Genomic DNA, 23,829 nt, shown 5'->3' with positions numbered 1-23,829 from the left:
GTGTCTCACCCGAACAGGATGTCGGACAAAGCCTTTATCTCACTGTCCCAGATCGTCTGAAGGATCGTCTCGTACTGCATGTCCACCTCTACGGTGTCGTCCTCGCTCTGGAGGATCATGCCCGCACGTACCTTCGGGTCCGTCTTGACCGATTTGACACCGAGATCCTTTGCTGTGAAGTCATCCTTCGGAGATATCACCGCCCTTGGCTTGTCGATGACGGTCTTTGCTGAGTCCACCATCCTCTTGTACTGCTCCAGCTTAACGTCCCTGGGAGCAGCCTCGAGGTCGGCGAGCATCGTCTCGAAAGCCTCGGCCAGGATCTCCTTCTTTTTAGACAGGACTATCTTCTTGCTTTCCAGCTCCGCGCTTGAAAGCTCCTGGCGTTTGAGACGCTCAATTTCCTCTTTGAGCTTCTTGTCCTCTTTTTCTTTCATGTCAGATATAACTGCCTCCGCCTCGGCCAGGATGGCCTTCACTTCCGCTCTGGCCTGCGAGTCTATCTCGCCTGCCCGCAGCTCGGCGGACGCCGTGATCTCCTTCATGACGTTATCTAATGCCATATTAAGGCCTCAGATGCTTACAATGCGAAGAGTGCGATGATAGCTATGACAAGACCGAAGATGACGATGGTCTCGGGAATGATCACGAAGATCATTGCCCTTCCGAACATGCCCTTGTCCTCGGTTATGGCTCCTATTGCCGCCGCAGCCGCGTCTTTCTCTCCCATTCCTGACCCGATACCGGAAAGCCCGACGGCGAGTCCCGCTCCTATTGCAGCGTATCCTGCTGCATCTCCTTCCAATGCCATTTTTATACCTCTCTATTTGTTTCCGCTTTTGTTAAGAATGTTTTAATGCGTTTGATCTTCAACGGTTCGTATTCCGTTCCGCCTCCTTCGTAGAACTTGGTCATCAGCTCCACGAACTGCAGCCTTAAGGCGTGCAGTCCCGCCGACAGTATTCCCAATGTCCATACGACGAAATGCAGGAAACCTAAGAATAACAAACACGGTATGAGTATGTATGCACTTGGCCAGACTACTGCGTGGGTCATTCCCATGAGCAATCCGAACACGATGTAGTTGAAAGCCATAGCCATGCCGGCCTTGGACATTCCAATGGCCGCTAAACGTGCATATGACAATATCATTCCGAGGATGCCCGGCAATTCAAGTATCGCCTGGGCGCCTTCCATCTTGATATTCAGTGCCACCCCCACTACGAGCAGCGCGACCCCTGTTATGAGGAGATACAGGACCAGTCCCTCCATATCTACACTGCTGAACAGCCACTGGGTCAGCGCATAACATAACACCACCATTCCAATGAACTGGATGATCCATCCGCCCTTTTCAAGGAAGGCGTGTTTGCTGCTGTGCTGTCTCCTTATGTTCATGTAGCCGCATATGTATCCTATCATGATGTGGATTATTCCCACGTAGATCGTGAGCTTCAGCAGCATGACTACCTGGTCCCCGAGCTTCGAAACCCCGTGACCGTTGACCATTATCCCGCTGAACCAGTCCGGCAGGCTTATGCCGAGCAGTCCTTCCCACGTAATACCCACAGGCGGAGCCCATGCGCCGTGTTCGCCGATAAAGTGCATTCCGAGCGCTTCTCCGAAGAAGAAGAACCCGAAGACGAATGACCATATGCCTCCGAAGAACAGCACCGTGGCGATCGCGCGCCAGTCCTTGTGGTGCGTGACCTTGAGGCCGTACGCTCCGATTATTATGAACGGGATCGCGTAACCGCAGTCCCCTATCATGAATCCGAAGAACAACGGAAGGAAGAACATGATCAGGATCGAAGGATCGATCTCCTGATATTTCGGGGTCGAGACCAGACTTGTGGCATACTCGAACTCCTTTGCGATTATTCCGTTGTTGCCCTTAGAGGGTGCGGTCTTGAATCTCTCCTCCGCTTTTTCCTCTTCGTGCAGGTTTCTGCCGCGGGTCTCCTCGAATTCTACGTGAATGTCATTGCCCAACCTTGATTCCAGTTCGGCCGACACCGCCTGCAGTTTCTTCGTAGGCACCCATGCGTCCATTATGTATGTGTATTCCCCAGTAGCGATCCTGAGCGGGACCTCTCCCTTCTCGATCTCGATCGTGAGCTCCTCGTCAGACGCACGCAGGAATGCTTTGTGTTTCATCTGAAGCGCTTCGACCTCTTTCTCTACTGAGTCCAATTTTGCGGCGAGGTCCGTCAGGTTCTCGTTGGTCACAACGAGCGCCTCAGACACCGGCCCTTCTCCTTCCGGCACGGCTATCTCCGCGAAGCCGTACTCGGAGAGTATCGACGACGCTTTGCTTTCGTCCTCAGCCCTTACGAACACTGCCACCGTCCCGCCTTCTTTCTTTTTGAAAGAGACGAAGACCTCGGAGTCCTCAAGCGCTTTGAGCGCCTCGGAGGGATCTCCTTTCACCGTTCCGGCGATGACCGCCAGACTCCTGTACCCCGAAAAGAGTTCAAGGTCCACGGGGAACGCCGCGAGAAGTTCTAAACTTTTTTTCTTAATGTTTAATTCAGTGATCCTCTGATTGAGACCATTCCTTACGTCAAGCACCCTCAGGACCTCGGCTTCGACGTCCTCGATGCTGCCGGATGATATCTGGCCCCTTATTTCTCCTACAGAAACCCGGGCCGTCTCGGTGGTATCTCCTATTCCGAGCTCTTTTTCCATTGCCTTCACCCTGAGCAACCTCTCGGATGCTTTGGCGTTCGTTGGCAGGGGAGTCCCGATGGACATACCGTCCGCGCCGCTGGTATGATCTATCACGTGGAGCGCCTTTACGCTGTAGAAGGCCTCAATGGCCTCCTCCAAGCGGGATTTGGTGCCCACTACCACGATCCTACTCATCGACTCAGGAAGTGACATTTATGGTCCTCTCGAATTTTTCGATTAGAAATTCATTCACTTCTTTGATCTTTTTGGCAGAAGATTTCTCAATGGATTTGGCCTCGTTCTCACCGGCGGCAAGAAGTTCCTCCCTCTTTTCATTAAGCGACCTCTGCTCATCCGCGACTGCGGATTCGTGGCTGCTGCGCATCTCTGCCTCAGCATCTTGAATTCTCTTCACAGAATCTCTGCGGGCCTCTGCGATAGCTGCTTTTTTGTCTGCCTCGGCCTTTTCGACCTTGGCGTCAGCCGCCGCTTCAGCCTTCTTTATTTCCGAAAGTATGTCAGTTCGGCTCAATTTACACTCCCCGACTCATTTGTCGTCCATTGGTATTGAGTGGTTATACTTAAGCGTAATTGTCCGATCGGGGAGGCTTTACCCCAATGGGGAGCATCCGGCCGTTTCCGGGAAACAGCGGACCTTTATCTTGGTCTCGGAAAGAAGATCCTTTGACAGATCATCCACATACCCAGTCTTGTAAACTACTTCGACTATTCCGGAATTGATAAGTATCTTTGTGCACATGGAACATGGGAACGTTGTTGTGTAAATGGTGGCATCTTTAACGCTTACTCCGAAGTACGCCGCCTGCGCAACGGCGTTCTGTTCGGCGTGCACCCCCCTGCACAATTCATGCCTTGTGCCAGACGGTATGTTCAGCTGCTCCCTTATGCACCCGAGGTCCTCGCAGTGCCTTGTGCCCTTGGGCGATCCGTTGTATCCTGTGGAAAGAACATGCTTATCCTTCACGATGACCGCCCCGACCCTCCTCCTTACGCATGTCGACCTCTGTGCGGCAAGTTCGGCCATGCTCATGAAATACTCATCATTGGAGGGCCTGTCCATGCCTTGGAGTATGGCTTTACCTTTTTATAATTATAACCCGGCGATCTTGTTCCGAGGGGCTTCACCGGTCGGATGAAGGGTTCCGTTTTTCATTTTCTCTCGCCCCCCCCCCGCTTGGCGGAGGCGTCCGGAGAGCGGAACGTGCCGCTATATATACTATATAGAATCATATTTAAAGTGACCCTAAAGGAGGGGGTTAAAAATGAAAAACAAAAAGGGTATTTTGGCACTTACAGTGCTATTGGCATTAGTGGTTGTTACCATACCTGCCATCGCTTTTTCAGCGGATGGAGATGGTAACGATCTCGAAATAAACGCACAAAATTTTGGCGGGTCAAGTTATGATTTTTATAAATCAGTAACAGCAGCATCTGATGGGTTTGTCGCTGTGGGACACACATATGCATTCGGCAACGGCGATTGGGCGGGCGTGACCGGCAAGGGTGACATTGACGCGACCATCGTGAAGTATGACAACGACGACGACGTTGTGTGGGCGAAGAACTTCGGCGGATCTGGCACCGATTACTTTGAATCTGTGACCGCGGTATCCGACGGCTTTGTCGCCGTGGGATACTCAAGTGGAAATTCATTCGGCAACGGCGATTGGGCGGGCGTGACCGGCAAGGGCAACGTTGACGCGATCGTCGTGAAGTATGACAACAACGGCGACGTGGTGTGGGCGAAGAACTTCGGCGGATCTCATGATGATCGCTATTACTCTGTGGTAGCGGTGTCTGACGGCGTTGTCGCCGTGGGATATTCGAGTGGAAATTCGTTCGGCAACGGCGATTGGGCAGGCGTCGCGAGCAAGGGCAACGTTGACGGAATCATCGTGAAGTATGACAACAACGGCGACGTTGTGTGGGCGAAGAACTCCGGCGACATGAAGAATAACATGTATTACTCGGTGACGGCAGTACCTGGCGGCGTTGTTGCTGTTGGGTATTCAAGTCAGGGGTCCTTCGGCGTCGGCGATTGGTCAGGTGTGACCGGAAAAGGTAGCAATGATGCAATCGTCGTGAAGTATGACAACAACGGCGACGTTGTGTGGAAGAAGAACTTCGGCGGAGCTAGTGCAGAGTCTTTTGAATCTGTGACGGCAGTACCTGGCGGCTTTGTCGCCGTGGGACAAGCATATCCTGATTCATTCGGTAGCGGTGACTTGGCCAGCGTTACGGGAAAAGGCGACAAAGATGCGATCATCGTGAAGTATGACAACAACGGCGACGTGGTTTGGGCGAAGAACTTCGGCGGATCTGGCATCGATTACTTTGAATCTGTGACGGCAGTGCCTGACGGCATTGTCGCCGTGGGGTATTCACAACCTGAATCATTCGGTAGCGGTGACTTGGCCAGCGTTACGGGAAAAGGCGACAAAGATGCGATCATCGTGAAGTATGACAACAACGGCGACGTTGTGTGGGCGAAGAACTTCGGCGGATCTTCAGAGGACCATTATTTCTCTGTGACAGCGGTGCCTGACAGCGTTGTCGCTGTTGGGTTTTCAAGTCCGGGGTCCTTCGGCAACGGCGATTGGGCAGGTGTTGCAGGAAATGGCGTCCAGGATGCAATCGTCGTGAAGTATAGTGCAACTATTCTGGTTCCTGTCACGGACATAACCGGGGTGCCTTCGACAGCCACGGTCGGAACACCATTGACCCTAGCGGGAACAGTTGTTCCATCCAACGCTACGAACCAGACCATAGTATGGTCTGTTAAGGATGCGGGAATGACTGGTGCCTCCATCAGCGGAAATGTGTTATCCGCAGCCGCATCAGGCACAGTTGTCGTGACGGCGACAATCGCAAACGGCTCCGCGCTTGGAGTAAACTTCACAAAGGACTTCACCATAAGCGTGGCGGGCGTTGTTACGATTCCCATCGAGGGCAAATGGAACTTTGGCGGGCATGGTATGGACTATTATGAGTCAGTAACTACTGTATCCGATGGCATCGTCGCCGTTGGGCGTTCAAGCGCATTCGGCAGCGGTGACTGGGCAGATGCCACGGGGAATGGTAGTTACGATGCGATCATCGTGAAGTATGACAACAACGGCGATGTGGTGTGGAAGAATAACTTCGGCGGGCCTGGAAATGACTCCTATTATGCAGTGACTGCGGTATCTGATGGCGTTATCGCCGTGGGGCATTCGGATCCTGGTTCATTCGGCAGCGGCGACTGGGCGGGTGTCGCGGGGAAAGGCCACACTGATGCAATCATCGTGAAGTATGACAACAACGGCGACGTGGTTTGGGCGAAGAACTTCGGCGGATCGGACAGTGATTACTGTAATTCCGTGATAACGGTTCCCGGCGGGTTTGTCGCCGTGGGGTATTCTTACGGATTCGGCAACGGAGATTGGACCGGCCTCACGTGGAAGGGCGGCTACGATGCGTTCATCGTGAAGTTTGACAACAATGGCGATGTGATATGGAAGAATAACTTCGGCGGGTCCGGCTACGATTATTATGAATCTGTAACGGCGGTATCCGGCGGATTTGTCGCCGTGGGGTATTCAGACAACAGTTCCTTCGGCAATGGCGATTGGACCAGCGTCGCGGGAAAAGGCGGCGTTGATGCGATCATCGTGAAGTATGACAACAACGGCGACGTGGTGTGGGCGAAGAGCTTCGGCGGGTCGGACAATGACTATTATTACTCAGTGACGACGGTATCCGACGGCGTTATCGCCACAGGGTCCTCGTATCCAGGGTCCTTCGGTAACGGAGATTGGACGAACGTTGCGGGGAAGGGTAGTTACGATGCATTCATCGTGAAGTATGACAACAACGGCGACGTGGTTTGGGCGAAGAACTTCGGCGGGTCCGGTGCCGATTATTATTACGAAGTGACGGCAGTGTCTGATGGCGTTGTCGCCGTTGGGTATTCACAAACATTAATCAATGGCGACTGGGCGGGCATTGGAGGCATATATAATGCAATTATCGTTAAATATGATGATAACGGCGATGTCGTGTGGAAGGAGAACTTCGGCGGTGTCAGTCGGGATGAATTTTTATCGGTGACTGCCGTGTCCGACGGCATTGTCGCTGTGGGGTTTTCAAGTCCGGGGTCCTTTGACAGCGGCGATTGGACAGGTATTGCAGGAAATGGCTCACTAGAAGCGATCATAGTGAAATACGCAACCGGAGGATAAACCCAAAGAGGAGATCATCTGCATACTTTCGGGAAAGAACTATCTATTACCCGCATAGATATCCGGATCGAAGAGGCGGATGACCTCCTCACAAAACTTTTTTACTAGGCAAATTTTGGAATGATGTCAGCGGACCGCTTTATCCTGTCATGGAAGGACCGACAGACAATATATAATAATAATCAAGACACATACTCCAGATGTGGACAAGGATGTCAAGCATGCAGTAATCGTGGTCATCGCCGCGGTCATCATCGTAGCCGTCGCTTTCGTCGGCGTCTCCACGGCCTCGGGCGTCAGCCCTTTTCAGACGGTCATCGAATCCGGAAGCATGCAGCACGGGATAGGGTCGGAGATCGGTATCATTGACACCGGGGACGTGGTCATCCTTAAGAGTAAAGATAAGGTCGATATCCGGACATTCGTCGACGGTTACAAAACAGGATACAAGAAGTTCGGCAATTACGGCGATGTCATAATCTACGGCCGGGATACCGGCAATCCCATAATACATAGGGCCATCCTCTGGCTCGATTATAACGGCGACGGCACCTGGAGCGCCCCCAGTCTGAAAGACTACCCCTCGGATCTCTGGTCCTGCGCAAGCGGTGATGATTACAATAAACTGTCCGGGTGGCTTTCTTTGACGAATATGGGTTACACCAACACGATATATGCTGCCTTGGATCTAAACACGCTTGTGAGCGTCAAACCAGCCAGCGGATATATTACTATGGGGGACAACAACCCGGGATTCGACCAGCCGGCCAGCGTAAGCGGGGTGAACGGCCTGATATCATACGAACAGATAAGATCGGTCGCATGGATAGAGGTGCCTTGGGTGGGGGCGTTCAAAATGATCTTAAATGATAATAAAGATGCTCTGGAAAGATGGGTTCCCAATACGATACCCAACCTCACCGCCGCCTCTCTGCTTGTATTGTTCCTTATTATCGGTATAAGTTTCCTTTTTGATTACAGATTTTTCTGGAAATACAGAAAAGAAATGAACGAAGAACTATACGCCCCCGCCCCCCTATTTCCAGTGGAAGATGAAGATGATGAATAACATCACAATAGCTTGGTCTGTTTGATCTGTTTATGTTTCAGCAATGGCTCGAAAAGCTCGTCTTTCATTATGAATTCAATAATTTCTTTATTGATGTTGAGCTCTATCTCCCTGGTCCTTCCGTTCCTTCCGAAAGACTTGACCCTTGCGTGTATTATTCCAAGCATATCCAACTCAGATATAAGATCCGCAACCCTTTTTTCTTTTAAGGTGTTGAAGCTCAATATATTACATATTTCCTTATAGACAGAATAGACATCGCCTGTTATCACAGCCGTATCCTTTCTTTCATGATTCTCTATTATACTTCTCAATACTATCTTTGACTGAGCGGGGAGTGTCTTTATCACTTCCACCACAGCATCCATCTCTATTCTGTTCCTTGCGGATTTGACATGAGCTTCCGTAATGGATATATCCCCATTTCTTTCAGCGATCTCCGCCGAGACTCTGAGAAGATCCAATGCTTTTCTTGCGTCGCCGGAATCCTGAGCCGATAACGCTGCGCAATACGGGATCACTCCATCCTCCATTACTCCCGGTTCAAACGCGAGTTTGGCCCTTCCTTTAAGAATATCTTGTAACTGTTCTGCATTATATGGGGAGAATACTATTTTCTCTTCCCCAAGTCTGCTTTTTATCTTCGGAGATATAAGTTCCATGAATTTTGTATTGTTAGTAACTCCGATTATTGATATCTTTGAATTCTTTAGTACTTCATTCATTGTTGTCAGGAAATAGAATATATCATCCCCGCTTTTCTGAAGGACCCTGTCTATCTCATCTAAAACAATTATCAGCACTTTATTACGTTCATCAACGTATTGTATTATTGTATCATAGACCCTATCCAAACTCCATCCTGTGAAAGGTATCCTATTATTCTGGTCTTTGATTATCTGATTGGAAATATTGAAAAGGATTGCATATGAATTGTCAACGATCTCACAATTCACATAGACAAAACTGCAATTTTCTTCTTCAGGATCAGCTTTCTTCAATTCTTTTCCGATATAATGCAGAACTGCCGTTTTTCCTGTCCCGGTCTTCCCCGTAAGGAATATGTTGGATGGTCTGTTCTTATAGAGTGAAGGGGTTATTATATCGACAATATTGCTTATCTCATTCTCTCTGTGGGGAAGCTGATCAGGTATGTACGTTGTCTGAAGGATGCTTCTGTCCTTTATGAGAACGTTCCTTTTGTTTTTTGAATCGTCGAATATCCCCATTTACATCCTCTCCCCCAAAGCCCTACTACATACAAAGAAGGCTGTTATAATAGTTTCTTCTGAGAGTTTCCGGAACCTTAGTATATGTTAATTTATAGGTAGATTGTATTAGGTGAAAATATAACTTAAAAAAGGAGAATTCAGATGAAAGGATGGTTGGTCATAGGCGCTTGCATTCTCGGCATAGCCGCATTCATATTACTTATCTGGGCAATAGGTACATTTTTCTGAAAAGAAAACAAACCTCTTCTTAATTTTGATATACTGATCTAACTTTGACATTCAAAAGATGTTCCACTGGAAATAGGGGGGCGGGGGCGTTCGGAGAATGTAATATAACTGTAATTACAATCTTAAAATCCACAGGGAATATAATCACAGTATGAAAATATTTGACAGGTATTCATTGCTGTGCATCTCAGTCTCTTTTATTATCTTGGCCGCGGTGTTCGTCGACCGGGGGGAGCCGGAAGACAATAGCATAGTTGGCATAGCCTATGAAATAAAAGAGACCCAGAACGGTTTCACTTTCTTTCTGGAAGATAGCCGGGGCGGTAAGATGAAATGTTTCTCCCGCACCGAACCGACAGAGTATTTTGTATATTCCATCAAAGGAACGGCCTCGGATGACGGAAGCATATTTTTCGTCAACTCAATGAGGATTGTCTCAGAATGAATTATATCGTAATTGAAGGATGACCAAGCATGTACATTGCGGTCGACGATACGGATTCGGTCAGCGGCAATTGCACCACATTCCTTGCAACAGAGATGATATCCGAGCTCTGCGGGGACCTGGATATGATAGGATATCCCCGCATCGTCAGACTCAATCCGGCGGTCCCCTGGAAGACCAGGGGTAATGGCTCCCTTGTGATGAGGTTCGGAAGAGGCAGGGGCGAGAAGATACATGCCGGCAGCGTCGCGGGGGAGGACATCTTCTGTTTCAAAAGCGCCGCGGCGTATGAACCGGATGAGAACCGGATCCTGGAAAGGCTCATCCCCCTGATAGAAAGGAACAGCGAGCCAGATTCGGACCCGGGACTCGCGGTGAGCAGAAAGAAGCCGTCCCAGTCGATGTATTGGAAAGGGGTCAGGTCTATATTGGACAAGAGCGCCGCCGATGATGAGATCCGGAGGATCGGCGCGTTCAAATATGAGAGAGGATGCGGCCGCGGCACGATCGGTGCGGTCTGCGGGATGGCGTGGAGGCCTCGGGACAGCACCTATGAGATCCTGACATACAGACCCAGGGAGAGATGGGGGACCGAGCGCGTCTTCGATTCGCTTTCCATCAGGGATGTAGATCTCTCAATTCCTTCCACATTCAACAGCTGGGAGGAAAGGGCGCGGAAGGTCGCGATGGTACCGGCGACTCCCTGTCCGGTGATGTACGGGCTTCGGGGGGACAATGTCTCGGACCTTATGATCGGAAAAGATATGGTCAGGAGCGAAGAGACGGAACGGTGGATGATCTTCCTAACTAATCAGGGAACGGACGACCACATAATGCGCGGCCAGGCGGAATTGATTCCGAACCGTTCATACTATGTCAAAGGGAAGGTAGTAAAAAGCGGGCACATAGCAGGCGGGCACGTTCTTACCGAGATCGATACCGTGAACGGGAGGATGACCGTCGGGGCATACGAGCCTTCAAAGGAGTTCCGATATCTCTTCGATAATCTTTCGGAGGGGGATGTAATTGGAGTGATGGGGGAGCTCAGAGAGGAGCCGAGGACCCTGAATGCGGAGAAGGTGCGGGTGATATCCGTTGCCGAAAGGTATGAGAAGATCTCAAATCCGATATGCGCCGGCTGCGGCAGGACAATGGAATCCCTTGGCAGGGGCAAAGGGTACCGCTGCAGGAAATGCCATACGTCCGCCCAGCAACCCGATCTCAAAAAAGCGGTAAGATGGGTGAGGGAGGGCTGGTACGAGCCGCCCACCTCCGCCCGCAGGCACCTGTCGAAGCCGCTTAAGAGGATGGGGGCGGAGCAGCCCGTTGATTTCGTCAATAGACGTACGTGAACACCGACACCAATATATACTCCGGCTTATACTTAGGCTTACTATTTCAAAGAGGGATGTAATGGAAGAAATTGTTATACTCAGCGCAGCCAGGACTGCGATAGGAAAATACGGCGGCACGCTCAAAGGCATAAAAGTAACGGAGTTGGGCGCCGCGGCCGTCGGCGAGGCCGTCAAGAGGGCGGGTCTCGCAACGACGGACATCGAGGAATGCATAATGGGCAACGTCATCTCGACGGGCCTCGGTCAGAACCCGGCAAGACAGTCTGCCGTAGGAGCCGGCCTGCCTCTTGAGATCGGTTCGTATACTGTGAATGACGTGTGCGGCTCCGGTCTGAAGGCTGCCATGAACGCGGCAGACGCCATAAAGGCCAAAGAATATAATGTGATAGTTGCGGGAGGGATGGAGAGCATGAGCAACATCCCCTACTATGTCGACGGCGCCAGGTGGGGATTCAAGATGAACGACCAGATCATGACCGACACAATGGTCCACGACGGCCTTTGGGATGTCTTCAACAATAAACACATGGGATCCACCGGGGAGATCGTCGCACAGAGGTTCGGTGTCACAAGGCAGGACGCGGACCAGCTGGCGGTGGACAGCAACGTTAAAGCGGCCGCCGCGCAGGCGGCGGGCAGGCTGAAGAAGGAGATCGTACCGTACGTCATAAAATCCAAAAAAGGAGACACGGTATTCGAAACGGACGAGGGCGTAAGGGGGGACACGACGATGGAGTCGCTGGGATCCCTCAGGCCGGCGTTCGAGAAGGACGGGGTCGTGACGGCGGGCAACTCCTCACAGTTGAGCGACGGAGCCGCGGCACTGGTGATCGCGTCCAGGTCCTGGGCGGAAGAGCGCGGAATAAAACCGATGGCGAGCATCATCGCATACGGAGAGAGGGGAGTGGCGCCGGAGCTCATCATGGAGGCGCCGGTACCGACGACCCAGCATGTTCTGAAGAAAGCGGGGATGACCATCGACGACATCGATCTGTTCGAGCACAACGAAGCCTTCTCCACTGCTTCGTGCGCGGTAAAGAAAGCTCTGAATGTTCCAGATGAGAAATTCAACGTGAACGGCGGAGCGATAGCACTCGGACACCCGATAGGCTGTTCCGGCGCGCGTGTTCTGACCACGCTTATCTATGCTCTGCAGGACCGCAAAAAGGAAACCGGCCTGTGCACCCTCTGCCTCGGCGGAGGGAATGCGGTGACAATGATCGTCCGCAGCGAATAAGCGGGACGGCGCAAACCTCTTCACTCAAACCCCTTCTCACTTTTACAGTAAACATATTATGAATCCCCGACCATCCCTGTTCATGGAGTTGGAGCAGATCCTCGAAAAGATAGAGGGATCCAGAGAGGACATGGTACGCGTGATGTCAGAGATGATACGCATTCCTGCGATCGCTCCCGTATGCGGAGGGACGGGCGAGGGGAAGAGGGCGGACATGCTCATCGGATGCCTGGAGGGTTATGACAGCGTTGTCCGTGTCGACGTGCAGGACGATCACGATCCGAGCGCGGTAAGATCCAACATACTTGCCAAAAAGAACGGCAAAGGCAGAGGAACGGTCTGGATCGTCGCCCATACGGACACCGTCCCGGCGGATGACCTCCAAGATTGGGATACGGATCCCTTCGAGCCCGTAGTCAGGGATGGCAGGATATACGGCCGCGGGACGGAGGATAACGGTCAGGCGGTGATATCTTCGATGTTCGCCTCCAAGTTCATTCCGAAGGAGATGCTGTCAAAGAGATCCATCGGGGTGGCGTATGTCGCCGACGAAGAAATGTCAAGCAAGATGGGCATAGAGCACCTCATCAGAGAAGGGCATTTTTCCAAGGACGACGTGTTCATCGTGCCGGACTGGGGGACCCCCGGAGGAGAACTCGTCGACGTAGCGGAGAAGAATCTGATCTGGCTACAGTTCAGCGTTACCGGAAAATCTACGCACGGTTCGACCCCAGACAGCGGCGTTAACGCATTCAAGGTCGGCGCGAAGCTCCTGACGGACCTGCTGGCCGAGTTCAAGAAAGAATTCCCCAATGAGAACGAGATGTTCATTCCCAAAACATCGACATTCGAACCGACAAAATGCGGCGGCACGGTGATGAATGTGAATACAATACCGGGGAACTTCGAATTCTCCATGGACATCAGAGTCGTTCCGGAATATAATCAGGATGAGGTCCTGGCCGTAGCAGAGCGCGTTGCGAAGGCCCATGAAGAAGCGACCGGAGCGAAGATAGAGGTCCGCGAGATACAGAGGCATGTTTCCGGCGGGATATCCTCAACAGAGGGAGAGGTCTTCGAATCGCTGATGGAGTCGATAGAATCCGTCATAGGTAAAAGGCCGAGGCCGGTAGGCGTGGGCGGCGCCACGTGTGCGAACTTCTTCAGAAAGGAGGGATGCGATGCATACGTGTGGCAGCACGGCGGCGGCACCCTTCACGGCCCGAACGAGTATGCGGTCATAGACAATCTGGTGATAGATGCGAAGGTTTTCGCTTCGCTGTTCTATAAGTTATGCGTGTGATCGCATAAAAAACTGCCAGCAGGGCAGCGATCACTCTTCGTAACCTTCAAAAAGCCGCTCAAGCATCCATTCTGAATCAAAGACCTGAAGGTCCTCGTACCCCTGGCCGTCAGATACGAAAGCTATGGGCTTGCCGATGGTGTGCGCGATCGAAAGCGCGGCGCCGCCTTTGGCGTCCGTGTCTATCTTTGTAAGGACTATCGCGTCTATCCCTATTGCGGCGTCGAATACCTTTGCCTGCTCGATCGCGTCGTTCCCCGCCAGAGCATCCCCGACGAATATCTTTAAAGAAGGCTTTGAGATCCTGGCTATCTTCTTCATCTCTGCGATCAGATTGTTATTGGTCTGCATGCGGCCGGCCGTGTCCAGGAGGACTATATCCTTCCCTTTTGATCTGGCGTGCTCGATCGCATCGAATGCCACCGCCGAAGGGTCCGCGTCCTGCCCCTGTTTGACGATCTTGACCCCGACCCTCTCAGCATGGATGCTCAGCTGCTCGATCGCTCCCGCCCGGAAGGTATCGCATGCGGCTATCACCACGCTTTTTTCGTTGTCTTTCAGCCTTTTCGCTATCTTTGCGATGGTGGTCGTCTTGCCGGTCCCGTTGATGCCGACGAACATCATCACTGTCGGCCTCTCCTGCCCGTCGACCCATTTGTCGAAGTCGAACTCGTTGACCTTCAGAACGTTTCTGACCGATTCTCTGACGGCGGTCTCGACGACCTGCTCCAGTGTGTACTGTCTTCCGTATTTCTTGTTAACAAGGTTGTCCCTGACGCCCAGTATTATGTCCTGCACGACAGGATACGCCACATCTGATTCCAAAAGGACGACCTCCAGCTCATCCAGGAGGTCATCCAGCGGATCTTCCTTTATCTTCTTCCCGGAGTCTCCGACCATCTTGCCGGCGGAGGGGCCGGTTTCTTTGGGGGCCGGTTTTTTCTGTTTACCCGCCCTAAGCTGTTCTTTTCTCGAAACGGGTTTATCTTCTATCTCAGGCTCGGAGGGTACGGTCTTTTCTTCGGGCTCCTCGATCTTGATCTCATCGGCGGCGCTTTTTTCCTCCCTGTCTTCGAATATGCTCTCGGAGTCCAATTTGGATGATGATTTGTTTAAAACGTTCTTGAGCTTGGACTTCAGAGAATCGAACATGCAGCTCACTGTGTCGATCGCCGTCTGTTCTGATATTCGTTCTCGATGGCTGCCGAGAGTTCGTTGGCCATTCTCTCTATCTCATCGAGAGCGCCTATGGCCTCCCTGAGAGCATTGGAGATGTCCTTTCCGCTTGCTTCCATGAATTCCGCGGCCTCGGTCAGGTCCTTCTCGGTGGAGAGCCTGTTACCGATACCGACGATCGCCTTCTTCTTGCCGGTGACCTTTGCCGGTATGAACGAGGACGCGCCCACGGGGATAAGTATCTCGTCCCCTTCTTTTGCGTCTGCCAGCGCTTTGAAGGAATCCCGCGCTCTGTTCGTATCCTCAAGGGAGACCTGGAGCAGCCTGACCTGTCTGTTCAGAGCCTCCAGCTGGGCGGTGTAGGCGTCGAGGACCGCCATTGCCTGATGAAGCTCATTCTCATCCATCGTCATGCCCCGACTTCATATCTCACAACTTGGTTCGTGATCTGATCCGGGGAGAGCTCGGTTATCTCCGTTATGTCGATCTCCCATCTTTTGAGCCTGTGTTTGCTGCCGAGAATGGACAGAACTTTCTCCTTGACCGCTTCCTCATCCTCGGCGGAGGCCTCGATGGAGAAGGGTTGCCTCTTCCTCGGGTCAGCGTATGAACCCACTATACGGAATGCTTTCATGATGTTCATGATTTATATTTAATTAATAAAACTTTGGTAGAGACACCGTCATCAGGGCGTAAGCCGGCGAAGGTGTTCGAGACCATAATCACGTCTCAGAAGATCGGTTTCATCGTCTTCCATGCAAAACCAAGCTCCATCAGCTTTCTCCAAAGAATGCGGCGGATAGATATGCGCCTCCGGATTTACTCGCCGCACCTAACTGTATTGCAACCTCTTATTCCGCTCTATGCAGAGTCTGCCGACGGAGTTGAGTCAATGAACGACAATAAGACACAGTTGTTTGAAAATAAACACATACGCATGCTACGGGACGAAGAGAAACAGGATTGATATTTTTCTCTTGCGGATGTGGTTGGCTCGCTGACGGACAGCCCCATCCCCAGATTATCTGAAAGAACTGCGTAAACGCGATGTTATACTGGGAAACTACATAGGGACAAATTGTCCCCAGGTAGAGATGGCGGGCGAAAGCGGAGCCTTTCAAACTGTGCCCTCGCCGCATATCTCAGGAAGAGTTACAGCCGCGAGCGGATAAGTAGGAGCTTTATTCAGAAGATAGAATCTTTTTTTTCAGAGAGGTAGCCGTGGTCGGCGGCCCTCCTTCCCACAAGGAATACGGCGGCGAACTCCGGAACCTCGGTCTCTCCTGACAGTGAGAAGTGCTCCCCCTTCATATTGAATTCATAATCCTTTTTCATAGTGATCCTCACCGGGTCGTCCGAATATGACGACGGGACGGCATCCCGGAGGGGATCGAATCCCGTCAGCTCGTCCCTTGTGATGGGCGTCACTCTGAGGCCGGTCTTCCCGTGAACGGATCCTGGCAGACGTATTATCCTTTTGATGTCTGGGGTGACGGGCTTATCTACCTCGGCCGAAAGGGAAGGCGCCACATCCTCCTCCATGATCTTCACGAGCATCTCCTGGGTATTGCGGTCGAGGGTCGCCATATTGTTCTTTTCGAAAAGTTTCTTCCTTCCCGATCTGACGTCTTCCTGCATCTTGATGATTGTGCCGGTGCCGGAGGAAGAGATGGAGGGATAGGCCCTCTTAAGGACCTTCGGGTCAAGATCACACACATCGTTCACAAGGTCCATGAGTCCGACCCTCATTCTTCTTTTCCACCCTCCGGCCTCAGGAGGAGGTATGAGTCGGTCCTTCGCGACGTTCGTCCGGCTGCCGGCGGCGGTCTTCATCTGAGACGTCGCAACCCTCTGGAAAGGGAACACCCAGTCTATGTTCAGACCCGAACATGTTATGTAGTCGACGAGCTCCCTCCTCTCATGGGTGCCCAGAGTAAGAACGTCCTTGGACGGGATGTGCGCGTGGTATCCCCGCCCACCTGAGAACGTTATGTGGACGGTCTTATCGCTGAAACCGAGGTCCGCGAACAAAAAAGAATCGGCCAGGTTGATCATCTCATCCCTGATCCTGTCGAGCATCTCCGAGTACGACATCCTGTCGGCGCCCTCCAGATGGTCCGCGTCGAGGTCGAATATAAGATCCGCGCCGAGCCATTCTTTCTCTTCCATAGTGGGGGCGCTCGGCTTCCGGTAGTATGCGGTCGAGTAGTAGCTGTGGCTCGGCACCTGCGCAATCATGAATCTGGTCAGCTCATCGGGGGCTGGGAAACCCATATGCCTCTGGACCATCTGCCTGTCAAAGAACATGAAGCCGAACTCCCTCTTAGTGAAACGGTCCGGCATTATCGGACGATTTTCTTTGTAATATTTCCTGAAGGATTTCAGCAGGAAACGGGAGTTGCTGTCCATATCGTACTTGAATCGGGTAATGTATAATTATATTGTCCGACGCTTCACCAATATGGCCGAAAGGATCCCCGTTTACGACAACCATATCCACATGGACCCGTCAGGCAGGAATGTGGACGCAGTCAAAGAGTTCGAGGCGGCAGGCGGGACAGGCTTGACCCTGGTCACTCTGCCGTACAAACAGGTTCAGATAACCAAAGGAGAGGATTTCGAACGTTCGTACGGGATCACGCTCTCTCTTGCGGAAAAAGCGAGAGAGGCGGCGGACCTGGAGATAAACATCGCCGTCGGCCCGTATCCGGTGCTGATCCTGCCGCTCTCGGAACACTACGGAATAGAGAAGGCCGAAGAGATCATGATGAAAGGGATGGAGATCGCGGCGAAGATAGTGGGCGAAGGCAAGGCATGCGCGATAGGAGAGATCGGAAGGCCGCATTTTGATGTTATGGCGGATATCTGGGACGTCTCCAACAGGATCCTGTCAAGAGGCATGGAGTACGCAAAGGAGCTGGACTGCCCAGTCATCATACACAGCGAGTCAGGGACCACGGACACCAACCGGTCCCTGTCGGAGATGGCGAGGAGCGTCGGCCTGGATCCCGGGCTGGTGGTGAAACACTCGTCGCCCCCGTTCGTGACCGAGGAGGAGACATTCGGCGTCATGCCGTCGATACCCGCGTCTAAGAAGAACATCTCCGAAGCGCTGGGAAAGAGGTCGACGAGGCTGATGCTGGAAACGGATTACATCGATGATCCGGAACGTCCGGGAATGATGATGCCCGTCACCACAGTCCCCAACAAAGTAAGGACGCTGCTTGCGAACGGAAGGCTTGAGCCGGAAGATATCAGCAGGATATGCGGGGACATCCCGAACAGTCTCTACCACCGCTGAAACATTATTCAATCCAAAAGAGATACGGGGATGAGAATATGCAGGTGAAAATAACCAGCGTCTACGATGAAGGTGCGCAGATGGGCACTCATCTGATCGGAGCGAAAGGGTTCGCCGTCCTGATCGAATCCGGCGGCAAGAGGATACTTTTCGACACCGGCAGAAGGGGAAGGTACCTTCTGAACAACATGATGTTCCTGGACATAAAACCCGGGGATGTGGACAAGGTGGTGATATCCCACGGGCACGCCAGCCACACCGGGGGAGTGGAGGACATTCTTAGGAACAGGGAATCTCCCCTGGACATATACGCCCCGCGCTCGGCGATCGGCGCCGGAAAGCTGTCGGGCCCGAAAGGCGTCCGCGTCCCGGAAGAGCTGTCGCACAGGACCAGCGTATTCGAGGTGATGAACTGGATGGAGTTGGCCGATAAGGTGTTCGTCTCCTGCCCTATGGACATAGGCGATGGTCTCACCGAAGTGTTCATGGTCATTTTATCAAGGAAGGGGCCGGTCGTCGTCTCCGCATGTTCCCATGCGGGTGTGGATCCGGTGATGGAGGCCGTGAAGAAAAGGTTCGGGTCGTATCCCCATGCTTACGTCGGAGGGGTGCACATACGCAAGAGGGAGAAAGAGAAGGCGGTCGGCATCGCGGCCTCGTTCTCGGAGAAGAACTGCACGGACCTGCACCTCAACCATTGCACCGGCGTCAGGGGCATGATGTATCTCAGAGTGGAACTGGGTCTCAAGGGCGTCAGCGATTTCTATGCCGGTTCCGTCCTATCCGTGGATGTCTGAAGAGATAGCCAGCGTGACCGGATAAGCAACCGTTTCACATTTTTCTGAGCCCATACGCGGCTGATCCGCAGTCCGCCGCCGACCAGCAAATTTGTACGCAGCTGCGCCTGCACAGATCTTCGTTGCATCGCACCGGATACTTTCGCACTAATGTTGCCACCTGGCATGATAAATATGCAGACTTGCAGACTATGTTCGCCCCAGCATTCAGCTCGGAAAGGAGATCATGGCCTTTTTCAAAGATATATTCAAATACAACCGCAATTGTACCTATGTTTGAGTGATAAAATGAAATGGCGCATTAGGACAGCATCATTGTTTGTAGTGATGACTCTGATACTGCTGACCGTAGGGCTATTGTTCGGGTGGCTGGTTGACAATGTGTGGATCGGTTTGATCCTCATGCTGATCTTGGCTGTGGCATTCAATCTCTATGCGTATTTCTTTTCTAAGCGCAGCGCACTCAGGGCGAACAAGGCGCGCATCGTTACCGAAGCGGAGGAGCCCCGGCTGTATGGCATCGTCAGGAATGTCGCCGGCAAAGCCGGCGTGCCCGTGCCGGAAGTAGGCGTGTCGGAGCTCCCCATGCCGAATGCGTTTGCAACGGGAAGAAATCCTAAGAATGCGGCGGTGGTCGCCACGAGGGGCCTTCTGAACCTGCTTCCGGACGATGAGCTGGAAGGAGTGATCGCACACGAGATGGCCCATGTTAAAAACAGGGACATCCTGGTGATGTCCGTCGCATCGACGATGGCAGCGGTGCTCTCATACCTTTCAAGATATGCAATATGGGGGGTCATGCTGAGCGGCAACAACAGGAGTCTCGCCAATTATGCCATAGCGATAGCCCTCAGTATAACGGTGCCAATAGCTGCAATTCTTGTTCAGCTGGGTGTCTCAAGAAGCCGAGAGTATCTGGCGGATGAGACAGGCGCGAAGATAACAGGCAATCCCCGCGCGCTCGCCCGCGCTCTCAGGAGCATAGAAACAGGAGTGAGTTCCTCCCGCAACGAATACAGCAACACAAGCTATGCCGACATGTGGATCTCCGATCCTGTCAGGAAGAAGAGTCTGTTCAAGAGGATGTTCAGCACCCACCCGCCGATGGACGACAGGATAGCAAGGCTCAATGATCTCGCAGTTAAGATGGAGATCGAAAAGACGCCGAGACAGTCGGATCCTTTCAAAAGAGGAAAGGCAGGCACATACTGATCTTACTTTACCGGCTCCCACTTCGCAAGCTCGTTAACCTTGGAAAGCGTGGAGCCTCTCTTTATCTCTTCTCTGGTACGGTTCTCTCTTTCGTTGACATCGACGGTCCTGTTGGCCACCTCCACCGCAACCTCCTTCGGAATGACCATGAGCCCGCATTCGTCGCCGACTATCCAGTCCCCGTTACGGACGATCTGTCCGCCGATCGTCACTTCCATGCCGATACCGCCGTAGCCTTTCGGTTCTCCCGCGCAGGGGACCACCGACCTTGCGAAAGCGGGGAATCCTATTTTCTTTATGTCATCTATGTCCCGTATCGCGCCGTCTATGACGACTCCGACCACGCCCATTACCATTGCCGAATGGGAAGCAAGCTCCCCCCAGACCGCAACGGGCGCGTTCCCGACGTCGATCACGATCACATCGCCGGGCTTAGCGCGGTCTATTGCTTCGACGGGCTTCGCCCAATCGCCGTTGGCGGTCTGCACGGTCAGCGCCCTTCCGACCATCCTGACCCCTTCTTTAATGAAGGGCTGCAGACCCATGATCACTCCTCTTTTGTGGAATGCGTCGGATATGTTGCAGGTGGATGCTTTGGAGAACGCTTCGAATAATTCTTCCTCTCCATACTTTTTGGACAGAACGGCGGCTATCTTTTTTCCCTCCATCGAGGCAATGATATCCGCCGCCGATCTTCTGATATCGGCCGCTTTGATCACTGCGCCGCCGACTATTATTATCGACGCTCCCGCTTCGACATACTTAGGGGCGGTCTCCACAGTGATGCCGCCTGCGGCGGCTACCGGTACGGAAACTTCCTGAACGACCTTTCTGAGTGTTTCGACGGGGTTCCCTTCCCCCCTCATTTGAGAATCGATCCCCATGTGGAGGCAGATGTACGATGCTCCCAGTTTCTCCGCCGTTTTTGCCCTCGAGACGCAGTCCTGAACGTTGATCATATCTATCATCACATCCGCGCCGTACTTCCTTCCGGAAGATACCGCCTCGGCAATGGTGGAGTCGTCCGCAAGGCCCAGCACCGTCACGATATCCGCGCCGGCCTTGGCCATCATCTCGACCTCCAGCCCGCCTACGTCCATAGTTTTTGTGTCGGCGATGATCTTCCTGTCCGGAAACTCTCTGCGGATCGTCCTCACGGCTTCGGCGCCGTCGCTCTTTATCAGAGGGGTCCCCACTTCCACCCAGTCCGCGCCGCCGTCGACAGCTTCATGGGCTATCGCCACCGCGCGGTTAAGCTGCATAAGGTCCAGTGCTACCTGCAAGACAGGTTTCATACCGTTGTTATCGGCAGGGTTTTATTTACAGTTATTGAAAAGCGGTTCGACGAAAGCCGAAAGCGGCCCATAAAGAGAAGGAGGCCACTCAGCTCGCCCGTCTATCATCAGACATCAGCTCGAAAATGTTCATCATCGTGGCAGGGTTCAATCACATGATGAGGATAAATGGTTGTCTGTTCAGACCCGGCAAGGCCGTCTTTTAGACAAGGTTATCTTTCAAATCAATTTCAGCACTTTGCGCAACAATTATAGGCTATCTTTTTGATATGACTATCATGGAACAGGCAGAAGCGGCGCACGAATTCACCTTCGAAGAGCTATGTGAAATAGTCGCACCTATCGCCGCAAAGCATGGAATTATCCGTGTTTATCTGTTCGGGTCCAGGGCACGCGGTGACAATACGATGGACAGCGACTACGATTTCTGTGTTCTTGCGCCAAAGGGATATGGTCTCATCAAGATCGGATCGTTCCTTTATGACCTAAAGGATGCGCTCGGGACTGGGGTGGACATCATCAGCGAAGAAGGTGTTCGGAATGAGTCTTTCAAGGAGGAATTGCTACGTGAGAGAAAGATCGTGTTCGAAGCATGACATCGAAAGCATTCGGTCCATTATCAAATACTGTGAAGACATAGGACATCTTGTTATGCTCCATGGTTCAGATGAGACAGACTTTCAGGAGAATATCTCTCTGCAGTACAGCAGCGTTTTCGCACTGGAGCAGATAGGCGAGCACATCAAACGCCTTTCTTCTGAATTGAGAGATGCTCATCCTGAGGTTGATTGGAAAGGTGCATCCGGCCTTAGAGACAGGATCGCACATCAATATGAGAATATAGATCTTTCATGGATAAGGTTCACTGTGTTGGACGAGATCCCCGTTCTGGAAAAAGCATGCCGGAACATTCTGGACGGCCTATAACCCGCCGGAGGCAGACTGTCAGAAAGGATATATTTCAAGGAAGTGCTAAATCTCTTCAATCTATACGAGAGAATGTTCCAAGAGTGGTCTTATGTTCGGGAAGAAGGATAGAAAGGTCCGCGTGCTGTTCATTGACGAGAAGAACGATCTGACGTCGCAGCTTGCGGAGTACTTCACAAAAGAATACTTCGGCAGTAAGTATGAGGCGTACAGCGCGGGCCCGCAGCGCGACCTTATCGACTGCGAGCTGATATCTGTGATGTATCAAAGAGGTGAGGACATGAGGCGGCAGGTCTCGAAGGATTTCAGGGACAGGGACCGGCTCAGGGACGATGAGGATTATGACATCGTTGTTTTCTTGAGGAAGAACGTGTTCGACGAATGGGCGAAGAGGACCCCGTGGCAGGGAAAACAGGTGCTCTGCGACCTGGGGTCCGCCGACGACTTCGCCGCGACCGACGACCTTGAGCTTGCGGAATGTTATTCCGGCATCATTGAAAAAGTGAGCAAATGGGTCAGAGAGAACATGGACGATGTTGAGAAACTGAGGTCGATGATAAGCGCATGATCCCCGTAATAATCTATGACAAATGCCAGTGCGACCCGAAGAAATGCACTGCCAGGAGGATGCTCAAATTCGGGTTGGGCAAGGAGGCGAAAACGCTGTCCGCGGTACCTTCCGGATCGGTCGTACTTTCTCCCTTCTCGGATATTGCGCTGTCCCCGGCCGACGCCGTCCGAGCAAAGAAGGGATTGGTAGTTATGGACCTCACCTGGACGAATATAGACGAATTCCCGAGATTGAAGGGGGTCAGCGAGAGGGCCCTCCCCTACCTGCTTGCGTCGAATCCGGTGAATTGGGGAAGGCCGATGGAGCTCAACAGCGCGGAGGCCGTCATGGCGGCCCTGATAATACTCGGCGAGAATGAGCAGGCCGGAACGTTCATGGAAAGGTTCAATTGGGCGCCGGAATTCATCCGGCTTAACGGACCGCTGCTTGAAGATTATTCCAAAGCGAAGGACAGCGCGGAGGTCATCCGCATACAGAACGAGTACCTGGAAGAGATACTCGGCAAAGGTTCCCTCAAGACATAAACCAAAGTAAATTCAAACTCTATTATTGATATTAAAGATAAACTAATCATTATAATATTATAATATAACTAAAAGAATAAGATGTGGGCTTAAGGTTCATGGAGGATCGGACCCGGACAGTCTGCGGCCCCGGTGGGATAATTAAATGCACATACTACTCAGAGACAAGGAATGATATAGCGGGATTGAAGGAGAAGGTCCTGCGCTCGATCGAGACCAAGCGGCCGGAGCCGGAGAGAAAATATC

24 protein-coding genes are annotated in these 23,829 nt (G+C 52.3%); 13 read left to right on the top strand and 11 right to left on the bottom strand.

Going from position 1 to position 23,829, the window contains the following annotated elements; all coding sequences use genetic code 11:
* Nucleotides 1-5: 5 nt before the first annotated feature.
* The 5 genes from FWG96_03045 to FWG96_03025 all read right to left on the bottom strand — a co-directional run bounded on the left by FWG96_03045 (nucleotide 6) and on the right by FWG96_03025 (nucleotide 3,751).
* Nucleotides 6-563, bottom strand: coding sequence for a V-type ATP synthase subunit E family protein (locus FWG96_03045; GenBank protein MCL2032228.1), 558 nt, complete (start codon nucleotides 561-563; stop codon nucleotides 6-8).
* 17 nt (nucleotides 564-580) lie between these two features.
* Complete coding sequence (locus FWG96_03040) at nucleotides 581-811, bottom strand: ATPase (protein ID MCL2032227.1); 231 nt, start codon at nucleotides 809-811, stop codon at nucleotides 581-583.
* 2 nt (nucleotides 812-813) lie between these two features.
* Nucleotides 814-2,883: a V-type ATP synthase subunit I gene (locus FWG96_03035; protein ID MCL2032226.1), complete on the bottom strand. Its 2,070-nt coding sequence runs from the start codon at nucleotides 2,881-2,883 to the stop codon at nucleotides 814-816.
* Complete coding sequence (locus FWG96_03030; GenBank protein MCL2032225.1) at nucleotides 2,870-3,202, bottom strand: hypothetical protein; 333 nt, start codon at nucleotides 3,200-3,202, stop codon at nucleotides 2,870-2,872. The genes FWG96_03035 and FWG96_03030 overlap by 14 nt, the downstream gene beginning before the upstream one ends.
* Before the next feature lie 78 nt (nucleotides 3,203-3,280).
* Complete coding sequence (locus tag FWG96_03025) at nucleotides 3,281-3,751, bottom strand: cytidine/deoxycytidylate deaminase family protein (GenBank protein MCL2032224.1); 471 nt, start codon at nucleotides 3,749-3,751, stop codon at nucleotides 3,281-3,283.
* 202 nt (nucleotides 3,752-3,953) lie between these two features.
* Between FWG96_03025 and FWG96_03020 the strand changes: the two genes are divergently transcribed.
* Nucleotides 3,954-6,911 (top strand): hypothetical protein, encoded by a 2,958-nt coding sequence (locus FWG96_03020; GenBank protein MCL2032223.1) that lies wholly within the window; start codon nucleotides 3,954-3,956, stop codon nucleotides 6,909-6,911.
* Between the two features lie 202 nt (nucleotides 6,912-7,113).
* The gene (locus FWG96_03015) at nucleotides 7,114-7,980 is read left to right on the top strand and encodes a S26 family signal peptidase (GenBank protein MCL2032222.1); all 867 of its coding nucleotides are present in this window, start codon (nucleotides 7,114-7,116) and stop codon (nucleotides 7,978-7,980) included.
* Nucleotides 7,981-7,982: 2 nt separating this feature from the next.
* Here FWG96_03015 and FWG96_03010 read toward each other — a convergent pair whose 3' ends face one another.
* Nucleotides 7,983-9,209, bottom strand: coding sequence for an ORC1-type DNA replication protein (locus FWG96_03010; protein MCL2032221.1), 1,227 nt, complete (start codon nucleotides 9,207-9,209; stop codon nucleotides 7,983-7,985).
* A 382-nt stretch (nucleotides 9,210-9,591) separates the two neighbouring features.
* Between FWG96_03010 and FWG96_03005 the strand changes: the two genes are divergently transcribed.
* The 4 genes from FWG96_03005 (at nucleotide 9,592) to FWG96_02990 (ending at nucleotide 13,780) form a co-directional block, all read left to right on the top strand.
* Nucleotides 9,592-9,885 carry a hypothetical protein gene (locus FWG96_03005; GenBank protein ID MCL2032220.1) on the top strand — a complete coding sequence of 98 codons (294 nt, stop codon included), beginning with the start codon at nucleotides 9,592-9,594 and terminating at the stop codon, nucleotides 9,883-9,885.
* A 29-nt stretch (nucleotides 9,886-9,914) separates the two neighbouring features.
* On the top strand, nucleotides 9,915-11,237 hold the full coding sequence (locus FWG96_03000; protein MCL2032219.1) for a tRNA(Ile)(2)-agmatinylcytidine synthase: 1,323 nt from the start codon (nucleotides 9,915-9,917) through the stop codon (nucleotides 11,235-11,237).
* A gap of 61 nt (nucleotides 11,238-11,298) precedes the next feature.
* Nucleotides 11,299-12,477, top strand: a complete 1,179-nt coding sequence (locus FWG96_02995; protein ID MCL2032218.1) for an acetyl-CoA C-acetyltransferase — start codon at nucleotides 11,299-11,301, stop codon at nucleotides 12,475-12,477.
* 82 nt (nucleotides 12,478-12,559) lie between these two features.
* Nucleotides 12,560-13,780, top strand: a complete 1,221-nt coding sequence (locus FWG96_02990; GenBank protein MCL2032217.1) for a M20 family metallo-hydrolase — start codon at nucleotides 12,560-12,562, stop codon at nucleotides 13,778-13,780.
* A gap of 30 nt (nucleotides 13,781-13,810) precedes the next feature.
* On the opposite strand, the gene ftsY is transcribed toward FWG96_02990, so the two are convergent.
* The 4 genes from ftsY to FWG96_02970 form a co-directional block, all read right to left on the bottom strand.
* The gene (gene ftsY, locus FWG96_02985; protein MCL2032216.1) at nucleotides 13,811-14,932 is read right to left on the bottom strand and encodes a signal recognition particle-docking protein FtsY; all 1,122 of its coding nucleotides are present in this window, start codon (nucleotides 14,930-14,932) and stop codon (nucleotides 13,811-13,813) included.
* A 5-nt stretch (nucleotides 14,933-14,937) separates the two neighbouring features.
* Nucleotides 14,938-15,369 (bottom strand): prefoldin subunit alpha, encoded by a 432-nt coding sequence (pfdA, locus tag FWG96_02980; GenBank protein MCL2032215.1) that lies wholly within the window; start codon nucleotides 15,367-15,369, stop codon nucleotides 14,938-14,940.
* Nucleotides 15,366-15,590, bottom strand: a complete 225-nt coding sequence (gene rpl18a, locus FWG96_02975; protein ID MCL2032214.1) for a 50S ribosomal protein L18Ae — start codon at nucleotides 15,588-15,590, stop codon at nucleotides 15,366-15,368. Before rpl18a ends, pfdA begins: the two co-directional genes overlap by 4 nt.
* Nucleotides 15,591-16,141: 551 nt before the next feature.
* Nucleotides 16,142-17,365 carry a DNA primase small subunit PriS gene (locus tag FWG96_02970; protein MCL2032213.1) on the bottom strand — a complete coding sequence of 408 codons (1,224 nt, stop codon included), beginning with the start codon at nucleotides 17,363-17,365 and terminating at the stop codon, nucleotides 16,142-16,144.
* A gap of 52 nt (nucleotides 17,366-17,417) precedes the next feature.
* Between FWG96_02970 and FWG96_02965 the strand changes: the two genes are divergently transcribed.
* The 3 genes from FWG96_02965 (at nucleotide 17,418) to FWG96_02955 (ending at nucleotide 20,266) form a co-directional block, all read left to right on the top strand.
* Complete coding sequence (locus FWG96_02965; GenBank protein MCL2032212.1) at nucleotides 17,418-18,257, top strand: TatD family hydrolase; 840 nt, start codon at nucleotides 17,418-17,420, stop codon at nucleotides 18,255-18,257.
* Nucleotides 18,258-18,295: 38 nt separating this feature from the next.
* Nucleotides 18,296-19,054 carry an MBL fold metallo-hydrolase gene (locus FWG96_02960; protein ID MCL2032211.1) on the top strand — a complete coding sequence of 253 codons (759 nt, stop codon included), beginning with the start codon at nucleotides 18,296-18,298 and terminating at the stop codon, nucleotides 19,052-19,054.
* 288 nt (nucleotides 19,055-19,342) lie between these two features.
* Complete coding sequence (locus FWG96_02955) at nucleotides 19,343-20,266, top strand: zinc metalloprotease HtpX (GenBank protein ID MCL2032210.1); 924 nt, start codon at nucleotides 19,343-19,345, stop codon at nucleotides 20,264-20,266.
* A 2-nt stretch (nucleotides 20,267-20,268) separates the two neighbouring features.
* Here FWG96_02955 and FWG96_02950 read toward each other — a convergent pair whose 3' ends face one another.
* Complete coding sequence (locus FWG96_02950; GenBank protein ID MCL2032209.1) at nucleotides 20,269-21,561, bottom strand: orotidine 5'-phosphate decarboxylase; 1,293 nt, start codon at nucleotides 21,559-21,561, stop codon at nucleotides 20,269-20,271.
* 278 nt (nucleotides 21,562-21,839) lie between these two features.
* Between FWG96_02950 and FWG96_02945 the strand changes: the two genes are divergently transcribed.
* From FWG96_02945 to FWG96_02930, 4 genes are all read left to right on the top strand, one after another.
* Nucleotides 21,840-22,157, top strand: coding sequence for a nucleotidyltransferase domain-containing protein (locus FWG96_02945; protein MCL2032208.1), 318 nt, complete (start codon nucleotides 21,840-21,842; stop codon nucleotides 22,155-22,157).
* A complete protein-coding gene (locus FWG96_02940) occupies nucleotides 22,102-22,488 on the top strand; it encodes a DUF86 domain-containing protein (GenBank protein ID MCL2032207.1) in 387 nt (128 codons plus the stop codon). The genes FWG96_02945 and FWG96_02940 overlap by 56 nt, the downstream gene beginning before the upstream one ends.
* A 91-nt stretch (nucleotides 22,489-22,579) precedes the next feature.
* Nucleotides 22,580-23,056, top strand: a complete 477-nt coding sequence (locus FWG96_02935; protein ID MCL2032206.1) for a hypothetical protein — start codon at nucleotides 22,580-22,582, stop codon at nucleotides 23,054-23,056.
* Nucleotides 23,053-23,583, top strand: coding sequence for a DUF367 family protein (locus FWG96_02930; protein ID MCL2032205.1), 531 nt, complete (start codon nucleotides 23,053-23,055; stop codon nucleotides 23,581-23,583). Before FWG96_02935 ends, FWG96_02930 begins: the two co-directional genes overlap by 4 nt.
* Nucleotides 23,584-23,829: the final 246 nt, after the last annotated feature.

The organism is Candidatus Methanoplasma cognatum (genome assembly GCA_009777615.1).
GTDB lineage: Archaea > Thermoplasmatota > Thermoplasmata > Methanomassiliicoccales > Methanomethylophilaceae > Methanoplasma > Methanoplasma cognatum.
This window is presented reverse-complemented; position numbering and strand designations above follow the sequence as displayed.

What these genes read in the sequence shown, in the direction of transcription:
- FWG96_03045 (MCL2032228.1), bottom strand. Translation starts at nt 563, where the DNA reads ATGGCATTAGATAACGTCATGAAGGAGATCACGGCGTCCGCCGAGCTG.
- FWG96_03040 (MCL2032227.1), bottom strand. Translation starts at nt 811, where the DNA reads ATGGCATTGGAAGGAGATGCAGCAGGATACGCTGCAATAGGAGCGGGA.
- FWG96_03035 (MCL2032226.1), bottom strand. Translation starts at nt 2,883, where the DNA reads ATGTCACTTCCTGAGTCGATGAGTAGGATCGTGGTAGTGGGCACCAAA.
- FWG96_03025 (MCL2032224.1), bottom strand. Translation starts at nt 3,751, where the DNA reads ATGGACAGGCCCTCCAATGATGAGTATTTCATGAGCATGGCCGAACTT.
- FWG96_03020 (MCL2032223.1), top strand. Translation starts at nt 3,954, where the DNA reads ATGAAAAACAAAAAGGGTATTTTGGCACTTACAGTGCTATTGGCATTA.
- FWG96_03010 (MCL2032221.1), bottom strand. Translation starts at nt 9,209, where the DNA reads ATGGGGATATTCGACGATTCAAAAAACAAAAGGAACGTTCTCATAAAG.
- FWG96_03005 (MCL2032220.1), top strand. Translation starts at nt 9,592, where the DNA reads ATGAAAATATTTGACAGGTATTCATTGCTGTGCATCTCAGTCTCTTTT.
- FWG96_03000 (MCL2032219.1), top strand. Translation starts at nt 9,915, where the DNA reads ATGTACATTGCGGTCGACGATACGGATTCGGTCAGCGGCAATTGCACC.
- FWG96_02995 (MCL2032218.1), top strand. Translation starts at nt 11,299, where the DNA reads ATGGAAGAAATTGTTATACTCAGCGCAGCCAGGACTGCGATAGGAAAA.
- FWG96_02990 (MCL2032217.1), top strand. Translation starts at nt 12,560, where the DNA reads ATGGAGTTGGAGCAGATCCTCGAAAAGATAGAGGGATCCAGAGAGGAC.
- ftsY (MCL2032216.1), bottom strand. Translation starts at nt 14,932, where the DNA reads ATGTTCGATTCTCTGAAGTCCAAGCTCAAGAACGTTTTAAACAAATCA.
- pfdA (MCL2032215.1), bottom strand. Translation starts at nt 15,369, where the DNA reads ATGACGATGGATGAGAATGAGCTTCATCAGGCAATGGCGGTCCTCGAC.
- rpl18a (MCL2032214.1), bottom strand. Translation starts at nt 15,590, where the DNA reads ATGAAAGCATTCCGTATAGTGGGTTCATACGCTGACCCGAGGAAGAGG.
- FWG96_02970 (MCL2032213.1), bottom strand. Translation starts at nt 17,365, where the DNA reads ATGGACAGCAACTCCCGTTTCCTGCTGAAATCCTTCAGGAAATATTAC.
- FWG96_02965 (MCL2032212.1), top strand. Translation starts at nt 17,418, where the DNA reads ATGGCCGAAAGGATCCCCGTTTACGACAACCATATCCACATGGACCCG.
- FWG96_02960 (MCL2032211.1), top strand. Translation starts at nt 18,296, where the DNA reads ATGCAGGTGAAAATAACCAGCGTCTACGATGAAGGTGCGCAGATGGGC.
- FWG96_02955 (MCL2032210.1), top strand. Translation starts at nt 19,343, where the DNA reads ATGAAATGGCGCATTAGGACAGCATCATTGTTTGTAGTGATGACTCTG.
- FWG96_02950 (MCL2032209.1), bottom strand. Translation starts at nt 21,561, where the DNA reads ATGAAACCTGTCTTGCAGGTAGCACTGGACCTTATGCAGCTTAACCGC.
- FWG96_02945 (MCL2032208.1), top strand. Translation starts at nt 21,840, where the DNA reads ATGGAACAGGCAGAAGCGGCGCACGAATTCACCTTCGAAGAGCTATGT.
- FWG96_02940 (MCL2032207.1), top strand. Translation starts at nt 22,102, where the DNA reads ATGAGTCTTTCAAGGAGGAATTGCTACGTGAGAGAAAGATCGTGTTCG.
- FWG96_02935 (MCL2032206.1), top strand. Translation starts at nt 22,580, where the DNA reads ATGTTCGGGAAGAAGGATAGAAAGGTCCGCGTGCTGTTCATTGACGAG.
- FWG96_02930 (MCL2032205.1), top strand. Translation starts at nt 23,053, where the DNA reads ATGATCCCCGTAATAATCTATGACAAATGCCAGTGCGACCCGAAGAAA.